A 20,382-nucleotide genomic window follows, 5' to 3' on the forward strand; every position below is an offset into this window, starting at 1 on the left:
TGCATTATCCTTGAAGGGGCATTCATCGTTTTTACCCACCACATCGCAGGAAGTCAATATGGATCAGGCAATATGGCAGGGGGCAGGAACGTTTGGAATCATTAGGCGGGAAAGAAGGGGCAGATTAAGACCGAAAGCGACGGTAAAGGATCTGCCCCTGTATGAAAAACCCTCAGGCAAAAATCACCCGTTGAAATCGGCCACGGTCGGCCTGCTCGCAAAGATCTGTTCCACAGCGGCTTCGTAAACGACCGGGTCGGAAAGACGACGCAAAGGCTTGAAGAGACGGGCACCCTCTTCAAAGGCATCCTGAAAATACACCCAGAAGGCCTTCATCACACTGGTGACATGACCAGGCCCATCCAGCCTCGCCACCTGGCGCTCATAAATGGCATCATGAAACCGCTTTAAAAGGGCCAGTTTCTCCTCCGGGTCAAAGTGAAGGCCCTTGATTTCGCCAGGCAAAAAGGGGTTGGGAATCACCCATCGTCCGATCATCCAATCCGAAAGAGAAGGAAACCTGGTTGAAAGGGCGCGAAATCGAGGGAGGGACCAGAGATCCCCATTGTAGATCACGCGGTGGTGTATTTCAGGCAGAATCGCCTCAAAGAAATCGAGGTCCGGCACCCCAGCGTACATCTGAACCCCTGTGCGCGGATGGACCGTCAGATCTTCCAGGGGGTAGCGGTTGTAGATGGAGACAAGGGCTGGAAATTCATCGCGGGTGTGCCGCCCCAGACGGGTCTTGATGGAAAGCCGGCCTTTCATGCCGCTGCACAAAATATCCAGAAGGGCGTCAAGTTCATCGGGAAAACAAAGCATCCCCGATCCTTTTTTTTTCTTGGCGACCATTTTAAAAGGACACCCCAGGTTAAGGTTCACCACAGGATGGCCCAGATCGTACAAACGATTGGCCAGGAGCGTGAGGTCTTCTGCCACATTGCCCATAATCTGTGGAATTACGGGCATCTTCGTGTTGGCGCCCAATAAGACATCGTTCCATTCTCGCTCTTTGGAACGCCCCTGGGGAAGGGCAGAAATAAAGGGAGAAATGGCCTGGTCTATGCCGGTAAAGATCTCGGCGTAAACATCTCGAAAAAGCAATTCAGTATACCCCTGCATGGGGGCTAACCAGAGTCGGTGTGTCATGTGCTCTCTATACAAATAATAACGTTTCAGGTCTTCACGGTGGCAACAAAAACTATCTGGCGTTCATCCAGAGAACCGTGGTGGATCCCACAGCCCACAGAAGAACCCCCAGGGTGAGCAGACTGCAGACAAACGCCACGGTCTTGTCTTTCTGCGTCTCCCGGGTGCGCTCTAAATAACCAAATCCCCACGCCAGGGCAGCGCCGGCAATAACCCCTCCCCCATGAGCCCAGTTGTTGATACCGGGAATGATGAAGCCAAAGACAGCCATGCTCACCACCCACCCGCTCACCTGTCGATAGACGGCGTTTCCATAATCCCCGCCGCGGCTTTTCCCGAAATAGAGAGCCGCCCCCACCAGGGCACACACAGCCCCTGAGGCGCCAATGGTAAAGGTCACCCCGGCCAGATAGGAGACCAGGTAACTGCCCACGCCCCCGAGGACATAGATAATCACCAGGCGGTAAGAGCCGAACTCACGCAGGACAAAAGGAGCAAGGTTTCGAAGGGCCATCATGTTGAACAGAATATGAAGAATACTGCCATGCAGCCAGTTTGCGGAGAGAAGAGACCACCAGCGTCCGAACCGATCGATGGGCAGGGTCCCCGAGGCCCCTAAAAGCAGCATGGCGTTATTTGATGGAGAGAGGAATCCCAGGGGATTGCCGCTCACCCCGATCCCGCCCCCGCTGAAGAGGAGAGACACCACATACATCACGATATTGATGCCGATGATCGCCTTGAGAATCAGATCGGGGTCAGACAGGCTCCGAATCATGGGGTTGTTCTTAAGCCCCGAGCCAGGCTTCCGAAGTCCGCAATGCGGGCATAAAGGCTCGTCGGTGCTGATAAGACGCCTGCAATTAGGGCAAAGCAGGGAGGTTCGTTTGGGTTGTCTGGTCATGAAGCCTCTTTAAGGAAGATAAAGATCGTGTCGGCCCTGAGTCTTTCCGCAACGCCACACAATGACAGCAGGAGACGCTCTTAAAATCCGGGGCGTTTTCTTAAAATGGGCCTTCAAAACGTCAAATACGCAGCATGAGGCGGACTCACGTCACGGGAAAAAAACCATGGATCTGCAACGTTTTTAAAGCGCATCACTCATTGATATGGAACCCATCATAGAAGATCCACTCCACAGCATCAATAAAAACCGGAGCCTGACGCAATGCAGACTCCGGAAACACCGCAACAGCAGCAATTCAAGGAAAACAACAAAGCGCGTTGTCGTGCAACGACGCCATCCTGCTGCCCGGGGTAAAAAGCCACTTACTTTTTAAAGGTGAGGGTGGGGTCCGCCGGAAGAGCCAGCCCGACACTCACCTCAAGCGCCTTGAGAATGGCTGAAGGGACAGGACAGGAGACATGAGGCAGATGTTCTGAACAGACCGCAATCACCCGGGACTGCCCCTTGCCAAAGAGCTCATTCATCACATCCAACGGTTCATCACCCAGAGCCATGGCAACCTTTTTCAAGTTCGGGCACCCCGTTTCGAGGGTACAGGTCGCCTTGTACTTATCCGTCGGGTCCGCACTGATTACGGTCGTAAACCCACACACGCCAGCAAACACTTCCAATACCGTCATAGTTCATCCTCATAAGCCAGACTGCCCAGACACTCGAAACAGCCCCGTTAAAAAAATCAAGATTGCCCCACGCCATCGCCGGAGCTCAAGTTAAAAGGAGAACGTCTGTCAATCTTACCGGACAGTGTCCCCGACCCCTGACATGATGAAAAGCCCTCAAGCTTATTATCAAACGCCCGCGAGTATAGGACGATTCACAATCAAACACAAAGCAGAAAATTAAGCTCCCTGCCATTCAGGCCACCCCTATAAAAAAACAAACCGGGTTTGACTTTCGCCGTCTCCGCATTGACAGGCCCGAGAGCGTTCCTGTATATACACATTCTGCGTCTGTCGACGCAGCTGACAGCAACGGATTAAATCAGTACCATTCAATCGTATGCAAGACCGTCATAAAATCGCAACCACATATATGGGGCCGGGACGCCTGCTATTTTAAGGAGTCCAGCCCCTTCTTTTCGGCCGTTAGCCCACTATGATGATTGGAGAATCAGGGTATGAAACACACTGGAAAAAGAGACCAGTTCGGAAGTCGACTGGGGTTTATTCTGGCATCCGCAGGATCTGCCGTAGGATTGGGGAACATATGGAGGTTTCCCTACGTCACAGGTGAAAATGGGGGGGCAGCCTTTGTCTTTATTTATCTCCTGATGGTTTTTTCCCTCGGATTTACCGTGATGCTCGCTGAATTCACCCTCGGCCGAAAAACCCAACGGAACAACGTGGGGGCGCTCATGCGACTGGGCGGTAAATACTGGTCCATGGTGGGCTGGCTCGGGATTGTCGCCTCCATCATTATTCTCTCCTTTTACGGAGTGATCGGCGGTTGGACCATCAAGTATTTTCTGGCTGTCTTTCAAGGGCTGCCCACAGGCACAGATGCCGCCTCACAGGCCGGTCAGGCCTTTGAAGGGTTTATCAGCAACTCCCCGTCCGTGATTCTCTACCAGGGCCTTTTCATGGTCGCCACCATCTGGGTGGTTTCCAAAGGCATCGGTCAGGGGATCGAGCGGTTCTGCAAAGTCCTGATGCCCGCCCTCTTTATTATTATGATCATTCTTGTCGTCCGCGCTGTGACCCTGGATGGCGCCATGGCAGGGATCGCTTTTTATTTAAAACCCGACTTTTCCAAAGTCACCGGGGGGATGTGTCTGGCCGCCATGGGGCAGGCCTTTTTCTCACTGAGCCTGGGCAACGGCGGGATGCTTACCTACGGGAGTTACCTGAGAAAAGAAGAACCCCTGCCCTCCTCTGCGTTCCAAATCTGTGTACTGGACAGCCTGGTCGCCTTCCTCTCCGGCCTGATTATCTTCCCGGCTGTCTTTGCCTTCGGTTTTGAGCCGGGGTCTGGAGCGGGCCTCACCTTTGTGACCCTGCCTGCCGTCTTTTCACAGATGTTCGGCGGCGTCTTCTGGGCCGGACTCTTCTTTCTGCTTCTCGTGATCGCCTCCCTCACCTCTTCGGTCAACATGCTCGAAGTGGTCTGCGCCCACTTTATCGATGAAAAGGGATGGTCCCGAACCAAAGCACCCTGGGCCATCGGTTTCGGCATCTTTCTCCTGGGAGTGCCCTCGGCCTTCTCCCTTGCAGGTGGGCTGAACATATTCGGGAAAAGTTTCCTCGACACCATGGACTTCATCGCCTCCAACCTGATGATGCCCCTGGGCGGCCTTTTCATCGTTCTTTTCACCGGCTGGGTCATCTCCGATATCGCCAAAGACGAGGTGACCAACAACGGACAGATCACCTTTTCTCTGCTCCCCGTCTGGCAGGTGGCGTGCAAGGTGGTGGCTCCCCTTGCGGTCGGGTATATCTTTTTCCAGGGACTCTCCTGGTAACAGGTGCCCAGGGCATAAGCCATCACACACCCTGTGCTGTTTAACCGTTTTAATCCATTCACATCCATCTCAGAGGGTACCATGAGTGATTACACCATTTTTATCGGGCTGCTTGCCTTGTATATCGGCAGCCTGGTTGGCATCGGCCTTTACTACAACAAAAAACAGAAAAGCAGCATCGACTTTTTTCTGGCGGGACGGGAACTCAACGCCCTGTCCATTGGATTTTCCGCAGCAGCGTCCTGGCTGACGGCCGGCGCTCTCCTGGCCGTGACCGGCTTTTTCATGCTTCTGGGCATGGGCTCCATCTGGGGCTTTGTCGCCCCCAACATCATTGCCCTTCTCGTCATCGCCCTGCTGGTCAGGAAGCTGAAACGCCTGCCGGCGGTCACCCAGCCCGAGCTCCTGGAGATGCGCTACGGCGGATCGCTGAGAGGTCCTGTGGCCCTCGTCATTACGATCGTGATGATCCTTTTTGCGGTCTCGGACATCAAGGGATTCTCCATGGTCCTGGAAATTTTCTATGGACTGGATCCCCTTTACTCCGTGCTGATCGTCGGGGCTGCCGTGGCCCTCTATGTCAACTTAGGGGGCTTTTCCGCCGTGGTCTTTACCGACCGCATCCAGTTCCTGATGCTCTTCCTCTTCATCATGATCATGGCCGTCATGACCACAGGGGCCGCCACCGACGCAGACGCCGCCCTCGATTTCTCAAAAATGATGGGAGAGGTTCCCGGCTCCTGGTACAATCCCTTCTCCGTGGGGTTGCCCATGGTTCTCATTTTCACCCTCTCCATCGTTCCCGGCTGGATCACCGAGCAGGATCCCTGGCAGAAAGTGTGGGCCGCCAAAGATGAAAAGGCGGCGCAATCCGGCATGCTCATCGGCGCCGTGCTGGTCACCCTTGTGTTTGCGGGCTGTGCCGTCATCGCCATCGCCCTCAACAGGATCTATCCCGAGATCGCAGCCGCAGGCTTCCCTGCTGGCATGGCCAAGGCCGAACCAGCCCTGCTGGTCTTCATCAAGGAGAGCGGCTTCTCCCGATTCGGGTTGGCCTTTTGCGCCATCGGCCTTGCCACAGCAGCCATGTCCTGCGCCGACACCTTCGCCACCTCCGGCGCCTCCTGCATCTCCCGGGACCTCTACCAGCGCTACGTAAACCCCAACGCCGATGAGAAACAGATCATGCGGATCAACCGCCTCTCCGTGCTTTTCATCATCGCCGCGGCCACCATCTGCTCCTACTTTATCCACAACATCATCGAGGCGATCCACATCGCCACGTTCATTGCCAGTGCCTCCTGCTTCTTCCCCCTCATGGGCGGCCTCTTCTGGAGACGCGCCACCCACAAAGGCGCCATGGCAAGCATCACCACCGGTGCCGGGGTTCAGATCGTTCTTGTTCTCATCGACCTGATCAAAACCCCGCCCATGGCCCCGGGGTACCTGGAATCTCTCTCACCCATCCTCTCTGGACACGGCGTCATTGTCGGCATGTTTCTCAGTGGCCTCGCTTTTATCGCCGTCTCCTTTGCGACACCGCCCGTTGATAAGGAACGCCTGGACCGTTTCTTCCCTGCTTAATTTTTCCTGCTTAAAAAAAAGGGGCGCTCTTTTACCAAAGAGCGCCCCACGAAGAAAGCATGAAGAAACGAAATGACGATTCAAGGATAAGGCCTACTCACCCTGGCCAAAAGGCTTTCTAAAGCCCGCCCAGCAGCCCCCCCCAGTGTATCGAGATCGACAGGGACGCCGTTGACCAAAAGCACGCCTTCCATGCCCACAGGATCAATGGACGCCTGACTGAGACGGTAAGACAAGGTTAACGCCTGAAAGCCTATCGTCATGCCATCAAGCAGTCCGCCTTTAACGGTCAAGGGGGACTCCGCCGGAGTATTGAGAATCATTTTGATTTTTGAGTCCAAGAGCCCCATATCCACTCCGGCCAAAAGCGTAAATTTGCCGGTAACGGTCTCTTCACCACCCTCTACGGGTGAAAATTCATCAAAGGTAAAACCCAGAACAAGCCCCAGGGGATCCATGCTCACCCCTTCAACGGCAATGACCATTCCGTCGACGTTATAAATCACACCGTCTTCCAGCACCCCGCTCCCGTCAAGAAAGACAGGCTGATCCAGGTCAACCGGTACCCCGTTGATCAAAAGCGTTCCGCTCACGCCCACCGGATCAATGGCGGTCTGGCTCAAGCTGAAATAAAAAGTGAACGCCTCGAAACCCAGGTTCATGCCATCGAGCGGCCCGCCGGTGATGCTCAAGGGGGTCTCCTCCTCGGAATTGAGGATCATCAACACTTTGGGATCGAGGATTTCCATATCCAGCCCCACCCGCATCGTCATTTTCCCGCTGACGGTCTCTTCGCCACCCGCCACAGGAAGAAAATCGTCAAAAACGAATCCAAGAATCACCCCCGAGGGATCCGTGTTTTTCATGTCTCGATAAATCATAAAACAGAACATTGGCAGTCACTTATACGGGCAATTATTTTCTTTGTAAAGCCCCAACCTCGAAAAAATCGCTGCTTTTTTTGCTTATTTACATCGCGACAACGTCACGAAAAATCTCCATCGACGCCTCATTCCAGACCTGCCGCTCAAGCTGTGCCGGGATGATTGACAAGCCGCGCACAATCACATAAAATTATGAACCATATCCCATAGCTATCATTGATGAGTTCAGCCCACATCGTGCGCCTGTTTCTAACACGTAAGGGACTTCTTTCCCTGCCGTTTCCAGCATCACGCTCACGAGGGCGGACCATCGCCCAGCCCCCATCCTCTCTATTTGCCCTCTCCCTTTCCTGCACCGCGCAGAAACATCCCGGATGGCTTCGTATGAACAAACCACCCCCAACCCAAGGAAGGCCTCATGAAACCATTGAAAGAGACCCTGCCCTACCGCAGCCTCTGTGTTGTCCTGTTTTCGCTTGTCGTCATCGCAACCCAGGCCCATGCCATCGTCACGGAAAAAGAGATCACAGCCTCACGAGGAACACTGAAAGAGACGGTTCACCTTGAATGGACACCTGTCAGCTGGGCAACGGGATATCATATCCTGCGATCTTTCAATTATAACGGTCTCTATTTTCCTGTGGGCTGGTCGGAAGACGGCGACGAGACATACCGGGATGAAAACGTGGAGGGCGGGGTTTATTACTGGTACAAGGTCAAACCTCAGTTTGGTATTTTTTCAGGCCGAGCGACCCAGAGGGTCCAGGGCTGGATCACCCCGAGAGAGCCCGGAGGCATGGTGGATACCGCGGAAAGGATCCCCGGAATCCTCAAACAGATCCCCCATTTCCACAATGTAAAATCCCTTGCAGAAACGCGTCGCGCCTCACTCCCCGAGCCCACGACAGATGAGGCAAACATCCCTTCAAACGCCGATATTTTCAAATGGGTAGAGGGCATTTGCGCCACAGAACACCGGCGAATCGGATCACCCGAATCCCAGAGAGCCATCGCCCAATTAAAAACATGGCTAACGGATCTCATCGGGGCCCAGGGTCTGGTTTACGACGAAGCGTTCGATCTCGAAGCGGTCTACACGGCATCCGAGTGGGGCCTGACCGTCAACACAGGAGAAGGCGATCACCCCTTTGATGCTTTTTACGCCGTCAACACGGGCATGACCCTTAACAGCCCCCATGGATCCACGGTTTCCGGTCCCATGGTCTGGGCAGCAGACGGCTCCCCCGAGGCCTTTGATGCTCTGGGCAATATCCAGGGAAAGGTGGTGGTGGCTGAATGCGAATTTTCAAGCCTGCCCCTGGGGCTCATCGACCTGCTTTTTAACGGTGGCTACGCAAAATCCGACCCAGAGAGCTGGATCAACCTGCTGACCTCGATCCCCATGACCTTTACGCGATCCAATTTTCCTGCGGAATATTTAGACGACGAGCACTACGACGACTCTGTTTACTGGCAAGCCTACGATCGCGGAGCCGCCGGTCTGGTCTTGATCATGAAAAACCACCCCGGCGATATCAACACGCACTGGGGACCCTATGACGGACGCATGAAACCCATGCCCTGCATGTGGGTGAGCAGTCACAAAGAAGAGGAGATCAAACAACTTGCCGAAAGTAACGCCACGGCGACCATCACCCTCGAAGGACTCGTGGAGCCTGGACAAGGCCACAATATTTATGCGGTGTTACCGGCAACAGTCCCGGTGGATGGGAAACTGTCTGAAGAGATCATCCTGATCAGCTCCCACCACGACTCCTGCTTTAAAGGAGCCACCGAAGACGGAACGGGCGTTGCCATGGTTCTGGCCCAGGCCGCCTACTGGAGCCGTATCGAGAAGAGAGAGAAAAACCTCGTCTTTGTCTTTACCGACGGGCATCACTACAGGGGCATCGGAGCCGAGAGCTTTGCCCATACCCATTTAAACGACATCATGGCCCACACCATCATCAACATCAACCTGGAACACATGGCCGCCAAAGGGGTGAAAGAAAACAGCGATGGAAAACTGGTCGTTCAGGACCACGGGGCCCTGACCACCATTTTTATCAATGAATCTCCCACCGCCATCGCCACGACCCGCCGCATGCTTGAAAAAGCCATGCCCGATCGGACGGTGGCGATTCACTCCACCCTCCTGGGCAATGTTCCCCCCGGAGAATCCGGCCATTTCCATGTGGTCGCGGGCATCGACTTCATCCACTGGATTGGCTATCCCGTCTACCTCCTGACCGCAGAAGACACCCTGGACAAGGTGGACCAGACGATCCTCAACCCCCTGGCTCGTGCCGCCATTGAGTTGACCGGCACCTTTATGATACTCCCGGAAGGCTATTCTGACTATGAACAGTAGTTCGCGAATGCTCCCGACCTTCGTTCCTCAGGTCGATCACATTCGCTTACGGGCTGCGCCCGTGATCAACAGTATGGGCTATTCGTGCTTCTTCACATGGACTAAAGGTAAAAAAACATCCATAAAGCCCATTGAATCGGCCTTGACTTAGATCGTAATAACTCCGGCTGCGAAGTATGGCATCTCGAAAGCGGGTTTGCGAATGCACATCGCCAGTCATAACTCCGGGCTGAAATACATCCGCATTCGCGTGAAGTGAGTGGAAGGAAACGCACAGTACGTCGCAAGTGCAGGGTGGGCATCCCCTGCACCCGTCGACTTAACCTGGATATTTCATGAGAAAACGATCACCTCAAAGCAATATACGTGCTATTGCAACATCTTATTGAAGCAAATTCAGTTATTTCTAAAATACAAAATGTAATTCACGATCACCTGTTCGATTTTCTCACCCTTCGGGCGAGCCAGGTGAAATATCTGGATTCGTTTAGCTATACCGCTGAATCTCTGTGGTGAAAAATAAATTTCTTCTGTTTGCGGCACTCTGCCCAGAACATGTTCGAGCCCTGAAGGGCCGGTTCCTTAGGAATGGGCTGGGCCACCGCCGCCTCCATGGTGGTTTCCGAGATCTGACCGTTCGTGACAAACTCTCGGCCGGCCTGACGGATCCCCTCATGGATGGCGGCCACCTCCTTTGGAAAGAGGTCGTCCATGGCCAGGATATAAGAATTGGGACGTAAAAGTTCGCCAAGATAATCGGCCTGAAAGTTTTTACAGATCCTCTTGATGTGATCCACCAACCCGTCAAAGTTATCCGCCTCCCAGAACCCGCAGACACTCATGAGAAAGATCCCGGGAATTTTCGAGATACGGGACTTGTGCCGATAGTGCCCCTCCACCATCTCGAATTCCGGTTCCACCAGGGGGATAATTCGATCGACAAAGGTTTTCATCTGGGCTGTCATCCCGTCCACATAAAGAGGCGTGGCAAGAATCAAAGCATCGGCTGCTGCCACCTGGTCAAGAATCGCCGGCATGTCGTCCTTATGGATACACTCACCCGGGGTGCGCACCCAGCAGTTGAAGCAGCCGTCGCAATACTTGATCTTTTTATCAACCACATTGAAACGTTCCACCTCAGCCCCCGCTTCAGCAGCACCCTGCAGAAACAGGTCTAAAAGAATATGGGTCATCCCCTTTTTTGTCGTGGGGCTTCCATTAACAGCCAGTATTTTCATGTCAATCCTCCTGTTTAGAGCCATGTGCATTGTTCAAGAAAAATCAGTGACTGTCAATTTCTCAACGCTCCTCATAAAGGCATAATCAAGAAAAAAAACGGCCACATACATTTTCGACCTTTGCACACATTCCGGCAAATATAAAGAATTGACTGTACAGAAAAGTAAAAGCGGCCTCTCCCCTATCCCGGATATTTCACGAGTTGGGTGAGCTCATATGCAAGGCATCAGAGCTGAAGATGTAGTGGTTTACCTCAAAGCTCTGATAACGCAGCAGATGAGTGCACCCGGCTCGCCCGAAGGGTGAGAAAATCAAACAGAATACCGTGGATTACATTTTGCATTTTTAAAACGACTGAAAATATTATAGGGGGACAGGTTCCGGCGATGAGCATTTGAAATAAAATAGAGGAAAGAAACAGGCGCGACAGGTGCTTGACCAAAAGCCAAATCAAATCGAAGGCAAATTGAGAAAAAATTGAGGGGACAGGCCCCAGCGAATAAATAAATAGAATAATAAATGGGGGAGATAGGTTCCCGTGTAAACTTACAAAAAAAGCGGGGACTGGCCCCGGTGATTAACCTTAAAAATAGAGGAAAGAAATAGGCGGGACAGGTGCTATACCAAAAACCAAATCAAATCGAGAGACAGGCCCCAGCGAACTCACAAAACGAGGCCTTCGATGGTGAACGAAAAGTGTGCCACTTAAAAGATGGTTGCCGCCGCACCAAGTCTTTCGTTCCAGAGCCGGATCAATCCGCATCCATCCCAGGGGGCCGACGCCTGATCAGCATCAATGCGATCACTTCGTTGAGGGTCATCTTCGCAACCGGATCCTCGACCTTTATCTTGTTCATCTGAATTTCTGCCGAAACAGATTCGCCGCGAAGGCGGCTCTGCCATTCTCTGAATTGTTTAAGAATAAAGTAAAAATGCCGTTCCTCGACAAACCCCACATTGGGATTGTTCATAATGCTCTGGGTCGTAAACCGCAGTGCGTTATGGATCTCAGGGACATGCACCTGCCCCGTTGAGGCGCTGATCGCTGTGATTTCGTACTCATCAGGGTTACCAATCAAATGACCAAACTCATGGCAGATCGCCTTTCTGTCATATTCACCAAAGACCTCTGTATTGACGGTTGTGTCCAATTCCTGGGCACGTGCCTTACGCTCCGTGTCAGGTGTCAGCAGGCCACGAAGCTCCGCCTCTTCCTCAGCCCTCACGAATCGGTGCTGTCCGTCACACTTAACCGGTGTCTTTGCATCGAGAAAACCCGCGGCAGCCAGGGCTCTCATCTTGAGACTTTTGACCTCATAGGGGCCTTCAACCTTACCTGTATTCAGACTTTTTACCTGATACTGCGCCGAGGAATTTATGCTCCGCAGTAAATCTGCGAGTTCAGGGGTATTCTGCGCGAGTGCTGTGGTCGTCTTCCATGTGCTTGTTGGTGTGAAGTATCGAAGGGTACCGATCTGTCCGCTCAGTCGCTGTTGTTTAAAAACGGACAAGTCAGGAGCCGACAACGCTTCCCGCCGAAGTTCACTGAGATAAATATAAGCGCCACTGGCTGACGGAAGATCGAAAATTGCCCCGGTCTTCTGAACAGCCGGCGGAGGGTCTCCCAGCCCAATCGTATAGACATGATCCCCGACAGGAACCCACTTTAATGAAAATCGTATGTCATATTTACGTTTGGCCGTGTTATCAACGATTCGAGCGCGATTGTTCCAGCCAGCCTGAATGTGCGTCGTCCAATCAGATGCAATCTTCGGAGAAACGCCCGTTTTTCCAGCACAATGGGCAATCACCTCCAGAACCGTCCCGCGAAGGATAAAGTCGAGTTTTGTGTCCCATCCGTACTCAACGTCCTCAGACACAGGGCCAGGAACAACATAATCTTCCCACAGACCGCTGGTAGGATTAAACTTATTGTAGTTCATACCGGGTGTGTAGGTCAGTGTTTGAGTGATGCCAATTTTAACCCTGTGGCGAGCAGCGTCCTCTCTTGCTTGTTTTTGCGAACCCTTTTGAGCGGCTTCAGCAAAAACGCCGGTCCCTCCATGCCTGATTATCTTTTGCCTCGGGGTCCGCGTGACACGCGCCTGTTTATCAAGCTTCAGCGCCTGTTCAATCATCAGGTTCAATTCGTCAACAGCCCCATCCTTATTTCTTATCGATGTACGCCCCCTCTTTGAAGCCACCCAGGTTCTGAAAGCGTGGGACAATTGTTCCATGGCCTGGGGTGAGGGAGTCCTGCCATATTTTTGCAAGGCCAAATCAACGGCTTTAAGGAACTTGCTGCGGGGCTTCAGCCCTCCTCTCGCGGTACGTGTCTTCCAACTGGCATAATCCACCGTGTGTTCCTCCATAAAAAATAAAAGAGAAATAAACAGGCCATCGTTTATCTTCAGGCCACGGGCCAATAACCGAGTTCTATTTTAGATCAGGCAGGTAACTATAGAAAAAGAAGACAGGATCAAGGGGCTTCTTGAGGGCTCAACGACGGTTCAGGGTTCAAGCGTTCAGAACAAAACTTACAGAAGACGGCATCGGTATCATGACCATGGGCCAGGCATTCCGGGCAGACCTGGGTGGTGACCTTTTTCAGACTCGACAGGCTCAATTCAGCGGTCACAATACCCGTAGGAACGGCAATGATGGCATACCCCAAAATCATAATCACAGACGCCAAGGCCTGCCCCAGGTTCGTTTTTGGCGAGATATCTCCGTAGCCCACGGTTGTCATCGTCACAATGGCCCAATAAATACTTCTGGGGATGCTGGAAAAACCGTTTTGGGACCCTTCGATCAGGTACATGAGCGAGCCAAAAATAATCACCAGGGTTAAAATGGTCATCAAAAATATAGTGATTTTCCTGCGGCTGGCCTTCATCGCCTGGATCAGTATGGATGCCTCACCAATATAGGTAGCCAGCTTAAACACCCGGAACACGCGAAGCACCCGCAGGACTCTGATAACAATCAGATACTGGCTGCCGGGTACGAGCATACTGACATAGGTTGGCAAAATGGCCAGAAGATCAACCACGCCAAGAAAGCTTGCTGCATATTTCACCGGTTTTTTAACGCAGGACAGCCTTAAAATATACTCCGCCGTAAATAAAAGGGTAAAGCCCCACTCCATCCCGTAAAGATAATAACCATAACTCTCATTGTAACTGGCCACGCTGTCCAGCATCACGACCAGGACGCTGGAAACAATAGAGACGATTAGAATAACATCAAACCATTTGCCAGCGCGTGTATCCGCTTCAAAGATAATGTCATACAGTGCATGCTGAATACCTCGAAAATCTAATCGCCTTATGTTCATTAATAACGCTCCATCCATGCGACAACCGCAGACAATCACAGTCTTAGCAAGAAAAATCACTGCACCATTTTTTCGATCACCCTTCGGTCCAAGGTATGCAGACTGATACGAAAAATATGAATTTATTGATTCCCGGCCACTGAATCATCCTGATAAATATGAGGCATTCGGGGCGGCCCTCCCCCCATGCTTGAGTCTAATCCAACAAAAAGACTGATCACATCATAAATACTTTATTCCAATATGTAAACAGGCCCACGGCCCTTGAACACCGAGCCTCGTCCGTCCAAAAAGATATCAAGCCACCCACTCAAAAAACTTCATTTTTTATTTTATTTTTATGGGGACAGGTTCTACTTTTCCATAAAAAAAGGCACGGCTCAGACGCATCATCTCTCAGAGAGTCGTTTCATGGAATACATACCATGAAGCCCTGTTACCCGCTTGGGAACTCTCTCCCGGCTCTCAAATAGACGCTCTTTAAATACGTCATAGGTCGATAAAACGAACGCCTTGGAGCCAATAATACCGGAATCACTGAAATACCGCGTCCGGTATCTGAATCGCCGGGTCCAATCCAATTCAAAATCTTCTGCACTTGCTTTCTCAAGGATTTCTTTGGAGATGTTGGCCTTACCTCGTTTTTTAACGGCCCCTGCATGATAAAGATATTCACGATATTTTTTCAGCCGCTGAGAATTCTCCACGCCAAACTCTGCCAGCCCAAAATCCAAAGAGAGAAAATCATCCTTGTTGTCTGTCTGCGCATGATAGCCGATAGAGCACCAACGATACGCCTCCGGCCGCTTAACGATTCCCGCGCGAACCGCATTTAAATCTATATAAGCCAGGCAGTTGATCACGGCGTTGCCCTTCTCCACGATCACGCTTTTAAACCGCTCTCCCCAGAGTGTTCCCTTGCGTTTCTTTTTACGATTGTAAATCCGGGAAAAAGTTTGCTTAATATCTTTCATATAACGCGACAAACTGCAAAATCGTTCTCTGAAATGATCCAGCTGTCCCTCGGGGAATTCTGTCCCTTTTTTATAAAGAAGCATAAACCGCCGCCTCACCTCTTCATCTGAAAGCATAGAACTTGGGCTCATCTCAACCAGGAGGTGGAAATGATTCCCAAGTGCTGAAAAGCCTAGCACGTCCACGGCGTACACCATGGAAAACGTCTTGATGACTCGAACCAGTTCGTCTTTTTCAGCATGTTTAAAAGGAAATCCGTCTAACGCCGTGCGACTGATGACATGATACACAGTCTTTTGTCCTGGATCTGTCATGACCATCCGGGGAATACGAGGCATATCGCTCTCCTTCTGGGTCTTTCTTTTCAAGAATCGCTGATGGAAGAGGTGGGTTATTGAGGGAATAATTCGATATAAATAAGGCGTGTTATTCTTTTGATGAAATCATCTCACAGGTCAGAAAAAAGATCAAACGCATTTTACCTGTCCCGACCTTTTTTGTCCCGACCTTTGTTTGAACACAGCCCAACCGAAATTGGGCTGTGTTCAATATGTCGCATCTCTACCGAACGGACAAAATCAGGGATAAATCCAGATCAATATTTGCTTACCAGGGAATCGATCTCTCCGGATGCCATCCCTTTTTTAATCACTGCATTAAATTTGGCAAGAAATGCTTTCTTATTGAGGCTCTTGGCAAAGGCAACATAGTTGGCATCGTTAACCAAAGGCTTGGGAAGTACCGTGAACATCTCTTTGGTCAGGGAGGCATCGCTGTCGATGGCCAGGTTCAAGGCTGCGACACCGGGGCTGAAGATGGCGGCGTCGATACGCCCGGCCAAGAGTTTTTTAAGCCTCTGGACATTGTTTGTATCAGTATCGAGGGTAAAAAACGTGGCGGCCTTCTCATACTCCGGTCCGAAGGAGCAGCCACGACAGGTGCCCACTCGCTTGCCGGATAAATCCTTGACGTCCTCAAATTTGAATTCTTTCCCCTTTTTAACCACAAGAACCACTGTGTCGTAATAGACAGGATCAGAAAAATCAAACTTCTGCAGACGTTCTTCGGTCATGGAGATACCAAAGATCCCGCCCTCACCTTTCAGCGCGAGGTTATAGGCCCTTGCCCACGGTGCAAGCTTGTAGGTAAAGTCGACGCCAAGCTCTTTGCCTGCATGGTTCATGATATCAACCAGAATACCTTTGGCTGTATCGCCTTCCAGCCAGGACTTAGGCTCCTTGAAACCATTGCCGTTAATAACCATCTCTCCTGCAGAGCAGGTTGCACAGAGGGCTGTCAGAAAAACCAGAAAAAAACAAATTCTTTTCATAACGTTCATTCTACTTCCTTTGTCATTTGGTCCTGTCATGTTGGCGTTTATTCCAGCATGACAGGGATTCCATCTTTCCATTGGAAAGGGCATCACTACCGCCGTCCTCTCCGCCGGACACATATTTAAAAGGCCGATCTGTCCATTCGTCTAAGCGAAAGGCCATCACTTAATCTGCCCCCGTCATCAGACCTTGAATGACTTCATCAGTTCATCAAGACTGGCGGCCAGCCGCGACAGTTTATCCGCGTTTTGATCAACCAGAGTACTGCTCTCCACGATCTCTCCGGCCGAAAGGGTCAATTGATTCATGTTCTGGGCGATCTCAGATGAAAATTCAGAACTTCCGGCCACCTTGTTGTTGATCTCCGAAAGGCTGACCGCCGACTCTTCGATGTTTCCAGAGATCTCTTTCGTGGTGGTTGCCTGCTCATCAAGGGCAGCCGCGATGACCTCCACGATCTCATTCACACTGGTGATCACGTCCGTTATTTTTGACACCTCATCCACTGTCTCTGTTGTGGCATCCTGGATGGAATCGATTTTATGCTTGATTTCACTCGTTGCTTCAGAGGTCTGAATGGCCAGCTCCTTGATCTCATTGGCCACCACATTAAACCCTTTTCCCGCCTCTCCGGCTCGGGCGGCTTCAATGGTTGCGTTCAAGGCCAACAGGTTGGTCTGGGCGGCGATCTCTGTGATGACACCGGTAATCTGGGAAATATCACGAGCCGAAGCCCCGAGGGAATCCACCTTGCCAGAGGTAATCTGGGCCTGTTGGGTCGCCTCCGCCGTCACCGCTCGGGCTTTATCGCAATTCAGGGCGATATCCGCCACCGTGATGGTCATCTCTTCCGTCGCCGTCGCCATCACCGCCACATTGGATGAGATCTGCTCACACCCCGCAGCCACAGAGCCCATGTTTTCACTCAGCTGGGAAGCACCCTCGGCAACGGTTCGGGTCTGCGTGGAGATAGAATCTGAACCGCTGTACATTTGCTTGGAAAGCCCGGAAAACTCTTCCGAAGAGGCCTTGACCGTCTCGGCATCTACCTTGACTTTCCCGATAATTTCATGAAGCTTTTGGATAAACACATTAAACCGCCCGGCGAGCTGTCCAATCTCATCCTTGCTCTGAATATCAAGGCGAATCGTTAAATCGCCCTCGCCGTCGGCAAGGTCAACGACATTCTGAATTAACTTATTGATGGGCCGGATGACAATCACCCGTAAACAAAGCACGATGGTCAACACCAGGGAGGTAAGAATGATCACCGTGACCCAAATTTGAAGCTTCTTCACCATCTGAATGCCGTTACGCGCCACCTCATTAAAAGCAACCCGCTCTTTTTCGCTCAGCTGCGTCTGCTTTTCAATCGCCTGCCGAATGAAATCATCAGTATAATATAGCCGGACGGTTCCCGTTTTCTCCCCGTTCACCATGGCATCGGCGAGAAATGAAAGATCGTTATTCAACGCCGAAGCCACCCCGTCGGGAATCTTCGATCCCGTCATCACCGATTCCTCAAGCCACGCAGCCGCAAATGGTGCCCCGGAGCTGTCCTTCACCTCAATCCCTCGAACCCCCTGAAATTGCATAAAGGATTCAAGAAGCTTGTAAAGGTTCTCCGCATCAAAGTTGTAAATAAACTGGGCCGACCCCTCACCGCAGATTCGAGACAAGAGGGTTGTCGTGTCCCGAAGATCATCCATTTGCTGTGTGGTCACTTTTTCAGTGATTGTTTTAAGTGATCGCCCATGCCCATCAATTAACTGATGCGCCATATTTGATTCCATGCGTATAAAAAAAAGACTGTTGATAACCAGGAGAATAAAAACAACCACGCTGCTCACAAGAGCTGTTTTTAATGTAATTCCTTTTGTGTGCTCTCTCATTTGTACCTCATGTTTATATAAACACCGTTTTCATATGAGACCCGGACCACTTTTTCTGCATCACTCAGACAGAACCTCTGATGGTTCCGAGATCAGATTCAAATCTTAGCAAAGTAATACGCCACATATTCCTATCTATCAATAAAAAACAACGTCAGTTACCGCCTGAAGAACACTGGTAATTAAGCCTTAGACATAACAATAAGAAATCATCAGGCATAGATATAGAAAATAGTATCGAACTAAAAAATACATCAGCTATAAAAAACAAATCTTGGCAAAATTGATTCCCGGCATGTAGCCAAACAACCAAGTTTTAAGGGATCATTTCACAAATGATCGGTCCGATCGTCTGATTCTTCTGCATTCATTCATCATCTCCACTCTCAGACCCTTTTTCACAGGCCGCTCAGAAAATAAATTCGCAAGCCCTCCTGAAAATTCCCGACACGTAGAATTCCATAATATGGGACCATGAATATATTTTTCCATATTGTGTTGAAAGAAATTTGATCGCGTGCCATAGTATCTGCCATTCAAGGGGTGGGATTCATCGTCACCTTCGACACGCAAACATAACGAACAGACCATACAGTCATATATCAGGAGGTTTCATATGGACGGCAAGACTCTTATCTTAAAAGCTCTCAACCACGAAAACGTCCCCCGCACGCCATGGGTTCCCTACACCGGGGCGCAAATCGCAAACCTTAAAGGATACGCCGCCGACGAAATGTTTCAAGACGTCGACAAGCTCGTTGAGTGCCTTCTGGAAGCCGATGTGCAGTATGCACCCGACGGACTGCCCGTGATGTTCGACCTTCAGGTGGAGGCCGAAATCCTCGGATGTGATCTCAAGTGGTACCCCAACACCCCCCCCACGGTCTGCACCCACCCCCTGGCCAATGAATTCGTTCTCCCCACCCGGCGCTTGACCAAAGAAGACGGGCGTATTCCCATCATCATGGAAGCGACCCGACGCCTGAAAAAGTTAAAACCCGGGATCGCTCTCTACGGCCTGGTCTGCGGCCCCTTTACCCTGGCCTCACACCTGCGTGGCACCAACATCTTTATGGATATGTACACGGCCCCGGAACAGGTCAAAGAACTTGTCAACTACTGCGAAGAGGTCGTCAGCGAATACGCTGGCTTTCTGGTTGAAGCAGGATGTGACGTCATCGGTGCGGTGGATCCCCTGGTCTCTCAAATCTCTCCGGCCTCCTTTGAGCAGTTCTTAAGCGCCCCTTTTGCGACCTTCTTTGAGAGACTGCGCAGCCAGAACGTGCCCTCCACCTTCTTTGTCTGTGGAGATGCCACCAAAAACATCCCCGCCATGTGCGCAACCCGGCCCGACGCCATCGCCATCGACGAAAACGTAGACATCGTGGCGGCAAAGAAAGTGACGGACGAACTCGGTGTCCTCATCTCCGGTAACCTGCAGCTCACCATCACCATGCTCTTCGGATCCCAACAGGACAACCAGAAAGCCGCCATTGAGCTCATGGATACCCTGGGCACCCATAATTTCATTCTCGCGCCCGGATGCGATGTCCCCTTTAATGTGCCCCCGGAAAATATTGTGGGCCTGGGCATGGCCGTCCACAACAAAGAGGCTGTGAGAAAAGCACTTGAAACCTACGTGAAAAAAGACGAACTCCCCGAAATCGAACTGCCTGATTACGACAGCCTCGATCACGTTCTCATTGAAGTCGTCACCATCGATGCCCAGACCTGCGCCGCCTGCGGCTACATGCTCGCCTCGGCCCTCGACGCCTCAGCCGCCTTCGGAGACAAAGTCAAGGTCGTGGAACGCTCCATGATGTACCCGGAAAACGTCGCCTTCATGGGCAAGATAGGGCTTGCAAACGCCCCGTCCATGCTAATCAACGGCGAGATCAAGCACGTCTCCCTGATCCCCACCAGCGAGACACTGGAAACTGAGATTAAGGCCGCTATGAAATAAACCAAAAGACAACGGTAACTATTCAGCTTGCCTTCGCCAGGTCGTTCGAGGCAAATCACATAAAGATTCAAATGCCAATACGTCACGTCTTTTCATCACCGCGTAGGGTGCGGCTCCCGCACCTTCTACCGTAGAGAGGACCCTCAGCCTCGCAAGTTAACGATGACCACGAGTCTTATTTCAAAATGCGGTGTTTCCGGTTTACGATACGCCTGACGGTGCGCACGGC

General features: G+C 51.5%; 14 protein-coding genes. 4 read left to right on the forward strand and 10 right to left on the reverse strand.

Annotation, left to right across the window (positions count from 1 at the left end):
* Positions 1-183: 183 nt before the first annotated feature.
* The 3 genes from Q1Q75_RS10900 to Q1Q75_RS10910 all read right to left on the reverse strand — a co-directional run bounded on the left by Q1Q75_RS10900 (position 184) and on the right by Q1Q75_RS10910 (position 2,736).
* On the reverse strand, positions 184-1,149 hold the full coding sequence (locus Q1Q75_RS10900; protein ID WP_300670285.1) for a tRNA-dihydrouridine synthase family protein: 966 nt from the start codon (positions 1,147-1,149) through the stop codon (positions 184-186).
* A 52-nt stretch (positions 1,150-1,201) separates the two neighbouring features.
* Positions 1,202-2,053 (reverse strand): rhomboid family intramembrane serine protease, encoded by an 852-nt coding sequence (locus Q1Q75_RS10905; protein ID WP_300670286.1) that lies wholly within the window; start codon positions 2,051-2,053, stop codon positions 1,202-1,204.
* A 365-nt stretch (positions 2,054-2,418) separates the two neighbouring features.
* On the reverse strand, positions 2,419-2,736 hold the full coding sequence (locus tag Q1Q75_RS10910; protein ID WP_300670287.1) for a hypothetical protein: 318 nt from the start codon (positions 2,734-2,736) through the stop codon (positions 2,419-2,421).
* 497 nt (positions 2,737-3,233) lie between these two features.
* On the opposite strand from Q1Q75_RS10910, the gene Q1Q75_RS10915 reads away from it, so the two are divergent.
* Both Q1Q75_RS10915 and Q1Q75_RS10920 read left to right on the forward strand, forming a co-directional pair.
* The gene (locus tag Q1Q75_RS10915) at positions 3,234-4,574 is read left to right on the forward strand and encodes a sodium-dependent transporter (protein WP_300670289.1); all 1,341 of its coding nucleotides are present in this window, start codon (positions 3,234-3,236) and stop codon (positions 4,572-4,574) included.
* An 81-nt stretch (positions 4,575-4,655) separates the two neighbouring features.
* Positions 4,656-6,158 carry a sodium:solute symporter gene (locus Q1Q75_RS10920; RefSeq protein WP_300670290.1) on the forward strand — a complete coding sequence of 501 codons (1,503 nt, stop codon included), beginning with the start codon at positions 4,656-4,658 and terminating at the stop codon, positions 6,156-6,158.
* A gap of 80 nt (positions 6,159-6,238) precedes the next feature.
* On the opposite strand, the gene Q1Q75_RS10925 is transcribed toward Q1Q75_RS10920, so the two are convergent.
* Complete coding sequence (locus Q1Q75_RS10925; RefSeq protein ID WP_300670291.1) at positions 6,239-7,024, reverse strand: hypothetical protein; 786 nt, start codon at positions 7,022-7,024, stop codon at positions 6,239-6,241.
* Between the two features lie 436 nt (positions 7,025-7,460).
* Here Q1Q75_RS10925 and Q1Q75_RS10930 point away from each other — a divergent pair, with 436 nt between their 5' ends.
* A complete protein-coding gene (locus Q1Q75_RS10930; RefSeq protein WP_300670294.1) occupies positions 7,461-9,413 on the forward strand; it encodes a M28 family peptidase in 1,953 nt (650 codons plus the stop codon).
* 491 nt (positions 9,414-9,904) lie between these two features.
* Here Q1Q75_RS10930 and Q1Q75_RS10935 read toward each other — a convergent pair whose 3' ends face one another.
* The 6 genes from Q1Q75_RS10935 to Q1Q75_RS10960 form a co-directional block, all read right to left on the reverse strand.
* Positions 9,905-10,651 carry a flavodoxin family protein gene (locus tag Q1Q75_RS10935; protein WP_300670296.1) on the reverse strand — a complete coding sequence of 249 codons (747 nt, stop codon included), beginning with the start codon at positions 10,649-10,651 and terminating at the stop codon, positions 9,905-9,907.
* 753 nt (positions 10,652-11,404) lie between these two features.
* Positions 11,405-13,078, reverse strand: coding sequence for a hypothetical protein (locus Q1Q75_RS10940; protein ID WP_300670297.1), 1,674 nt, complete (start codon positions 13,076-13,078; stop codon positions 11,405-11,407).
* Positions 13,079-13,131: 53 nt separating this feature from the next.
* Positions 13,132-14,049 carry an ion transporter gene (locus tag Q1Q75_RS10945; RefSeq protein ID WP_300670299.1) on the reverse strand — a complete coding sequence of 306 codons (918 nt, stop codon included), beginning with the start codon at positions 14,047-14,049 and terminating at the stop codon, positions 13,132-13,134.
* A 329-nt stretch (positions 14,050-14,378) separates the two neighbouring features.
* Positions 14,379-15,302: a transposase gene (locus Q1Q75_RS10950; protein WP_300670301.1), complete on the reverse strand. Its 924-nt coding sequence runs from the start codon at positions 15,300-15,302 to the stop codon at positions 14,379-14,381.
* Positions 15,303-15,559: 257 nt separating this feature from the next.
* Positions 15,560-16,303, reverse strand: a complete 744-nt coding sequence (locus Q1Q75_RS10955; RefSeq protein WP_300670303.1) for an ABC transporter substrate-binding protein — start codon at positions 16,301-16,303, stop codon at positions 15,560-15,562.
* 177 nt (positions 16,304-16,480) lie between these two features.
* Entirely contained in the window at positions 16,481-18,079 is a 1,599-nt protein-coding gene (locus Q1Q75_RS10960; protein WP_300670305.1) for a methyl-accepting chemotaxis protein, read from the reverse strand.
* A gap of 727 nt (positions 18,080-18,806) precedes the next feature.
* Here Q1Q75_RS10960 and Q1Q75_RS10965 point away from each other — a divergent pair.
* On the forward strand, positions 18,807-20,153 hold the full coding sequence (locus Q1Q75_RS10965; protein WP_300670307.1) for a uroporphyrinogen decarboxylase family protein: 1,347 nt from the start codon (positions 18,807-18,809) through the stop codon (positions 20,151-20,153).
* Positions 20,154-20,382 lie beyond the last annotated feature (229 nt).

Origin of the sequence: Desulfoluna sp. (genome assembly GCF_030145185.1) — a bacterium.
GTDB lineage: Bacteria > Desulfobacterota > Desulfobacteria > Desulfobacterales > Desulfolunaceae > Desulfoluna.

What these genes read in the sequence shown, in the direction of transcription:
- Q1Q75_RS10900 (WP_300670285.1), bottom strand. Translation starts at nt 1,149, where the DNA reads ATGACACACCGACTCTGGTTAGCCCCCATGCAGGGGTATACTGAATTG.
- Q1Q75_RS10955 (WP_300670303.1), bottom strand. Translation starts at nt 16,303, where the DNA reads ATGAACGTTATGAAAAGAATTTGTTTTTTTCTGGTTTTTCTGACAGCC.
- Q1Q75_RS10965 (WP_300670307.1), top strand. Translation starts at nt 18,807, where the DNA reads ATGGACGGCAAGACTCTTATCTTAAAAGCTCTCAACCACGAAAACGTC.
- Q1Q75_RS10935 (WP_300670296.1), bottom strand. Translation starts at nt 10,651, where the DNA reads ATGAAAATACTGGCTGTTAATGGAAGCCCCACGACAAAAAAGGGGATG.
- Q1Q75_RS10920 (WP_300670290.1), top strand. Translation starts at nt 4,656, where the DNA reads ATGAGTGATTACACCATTTTTATCGGGCTGCTTGCCTTGTATATCGGC.
- Q1Q75_RS10925 (WP_300670291.1), bottom strand. Translation starts at nt 7,024, where the DNA reads ATGAAAAACACGGATCCCTCGGGGGTGATTCTTGGATTCGTTTTTGAC.
- Q1Q75_RS10915 (WP_300670289.1), top strand. Translation starts at nt 3,234, where the DNA reads ATGAAACACACTGGAAAAAGAGACCAGTTCGGAAGTCGACTGGGGTTT.
- Q1Q75_RS10905 (WP_300670286.1), bottom strand. Translation starts at nt 2,053, where the DNA reads ATGACCAGACAACCCAAACGAACCTCCCTGCTTTGCCCTAATTGCAGG.
- Q1Q75_RS10910 (WP_300670287.1), bottom strand. Translation starts at nt 2,736, where the DNA reads ATGACGGTATTGGAAGTGTTTGCTGGCGTGTGTGGGTTTACGACCGTA.
- Q1Q75_RS10960 (WP_300670305.1), bottom strand. Translation starts at nt 18,079, where the DNA reads ATGGCGCATCAGTTAATTGATGGGCATGGGCGATCACTTAAAACAATC.
- Q1Q75_RS10950 (WP_300670301.1), bottom strand. Translation starts at nt 15,302, where the DNA reads ATGCCTCGTATTCCCCGGATGGTCATGACAGATCCAGGACAAAAGACT.
- Q1Q75_RS10930 (WP_300670294.1), top strand. Translation starts at nt 7,461, where the DNA reads ATGAAACCATTGAAAGAGACCCTGCCCTACCGCAGCCTCTGTGTTGTC.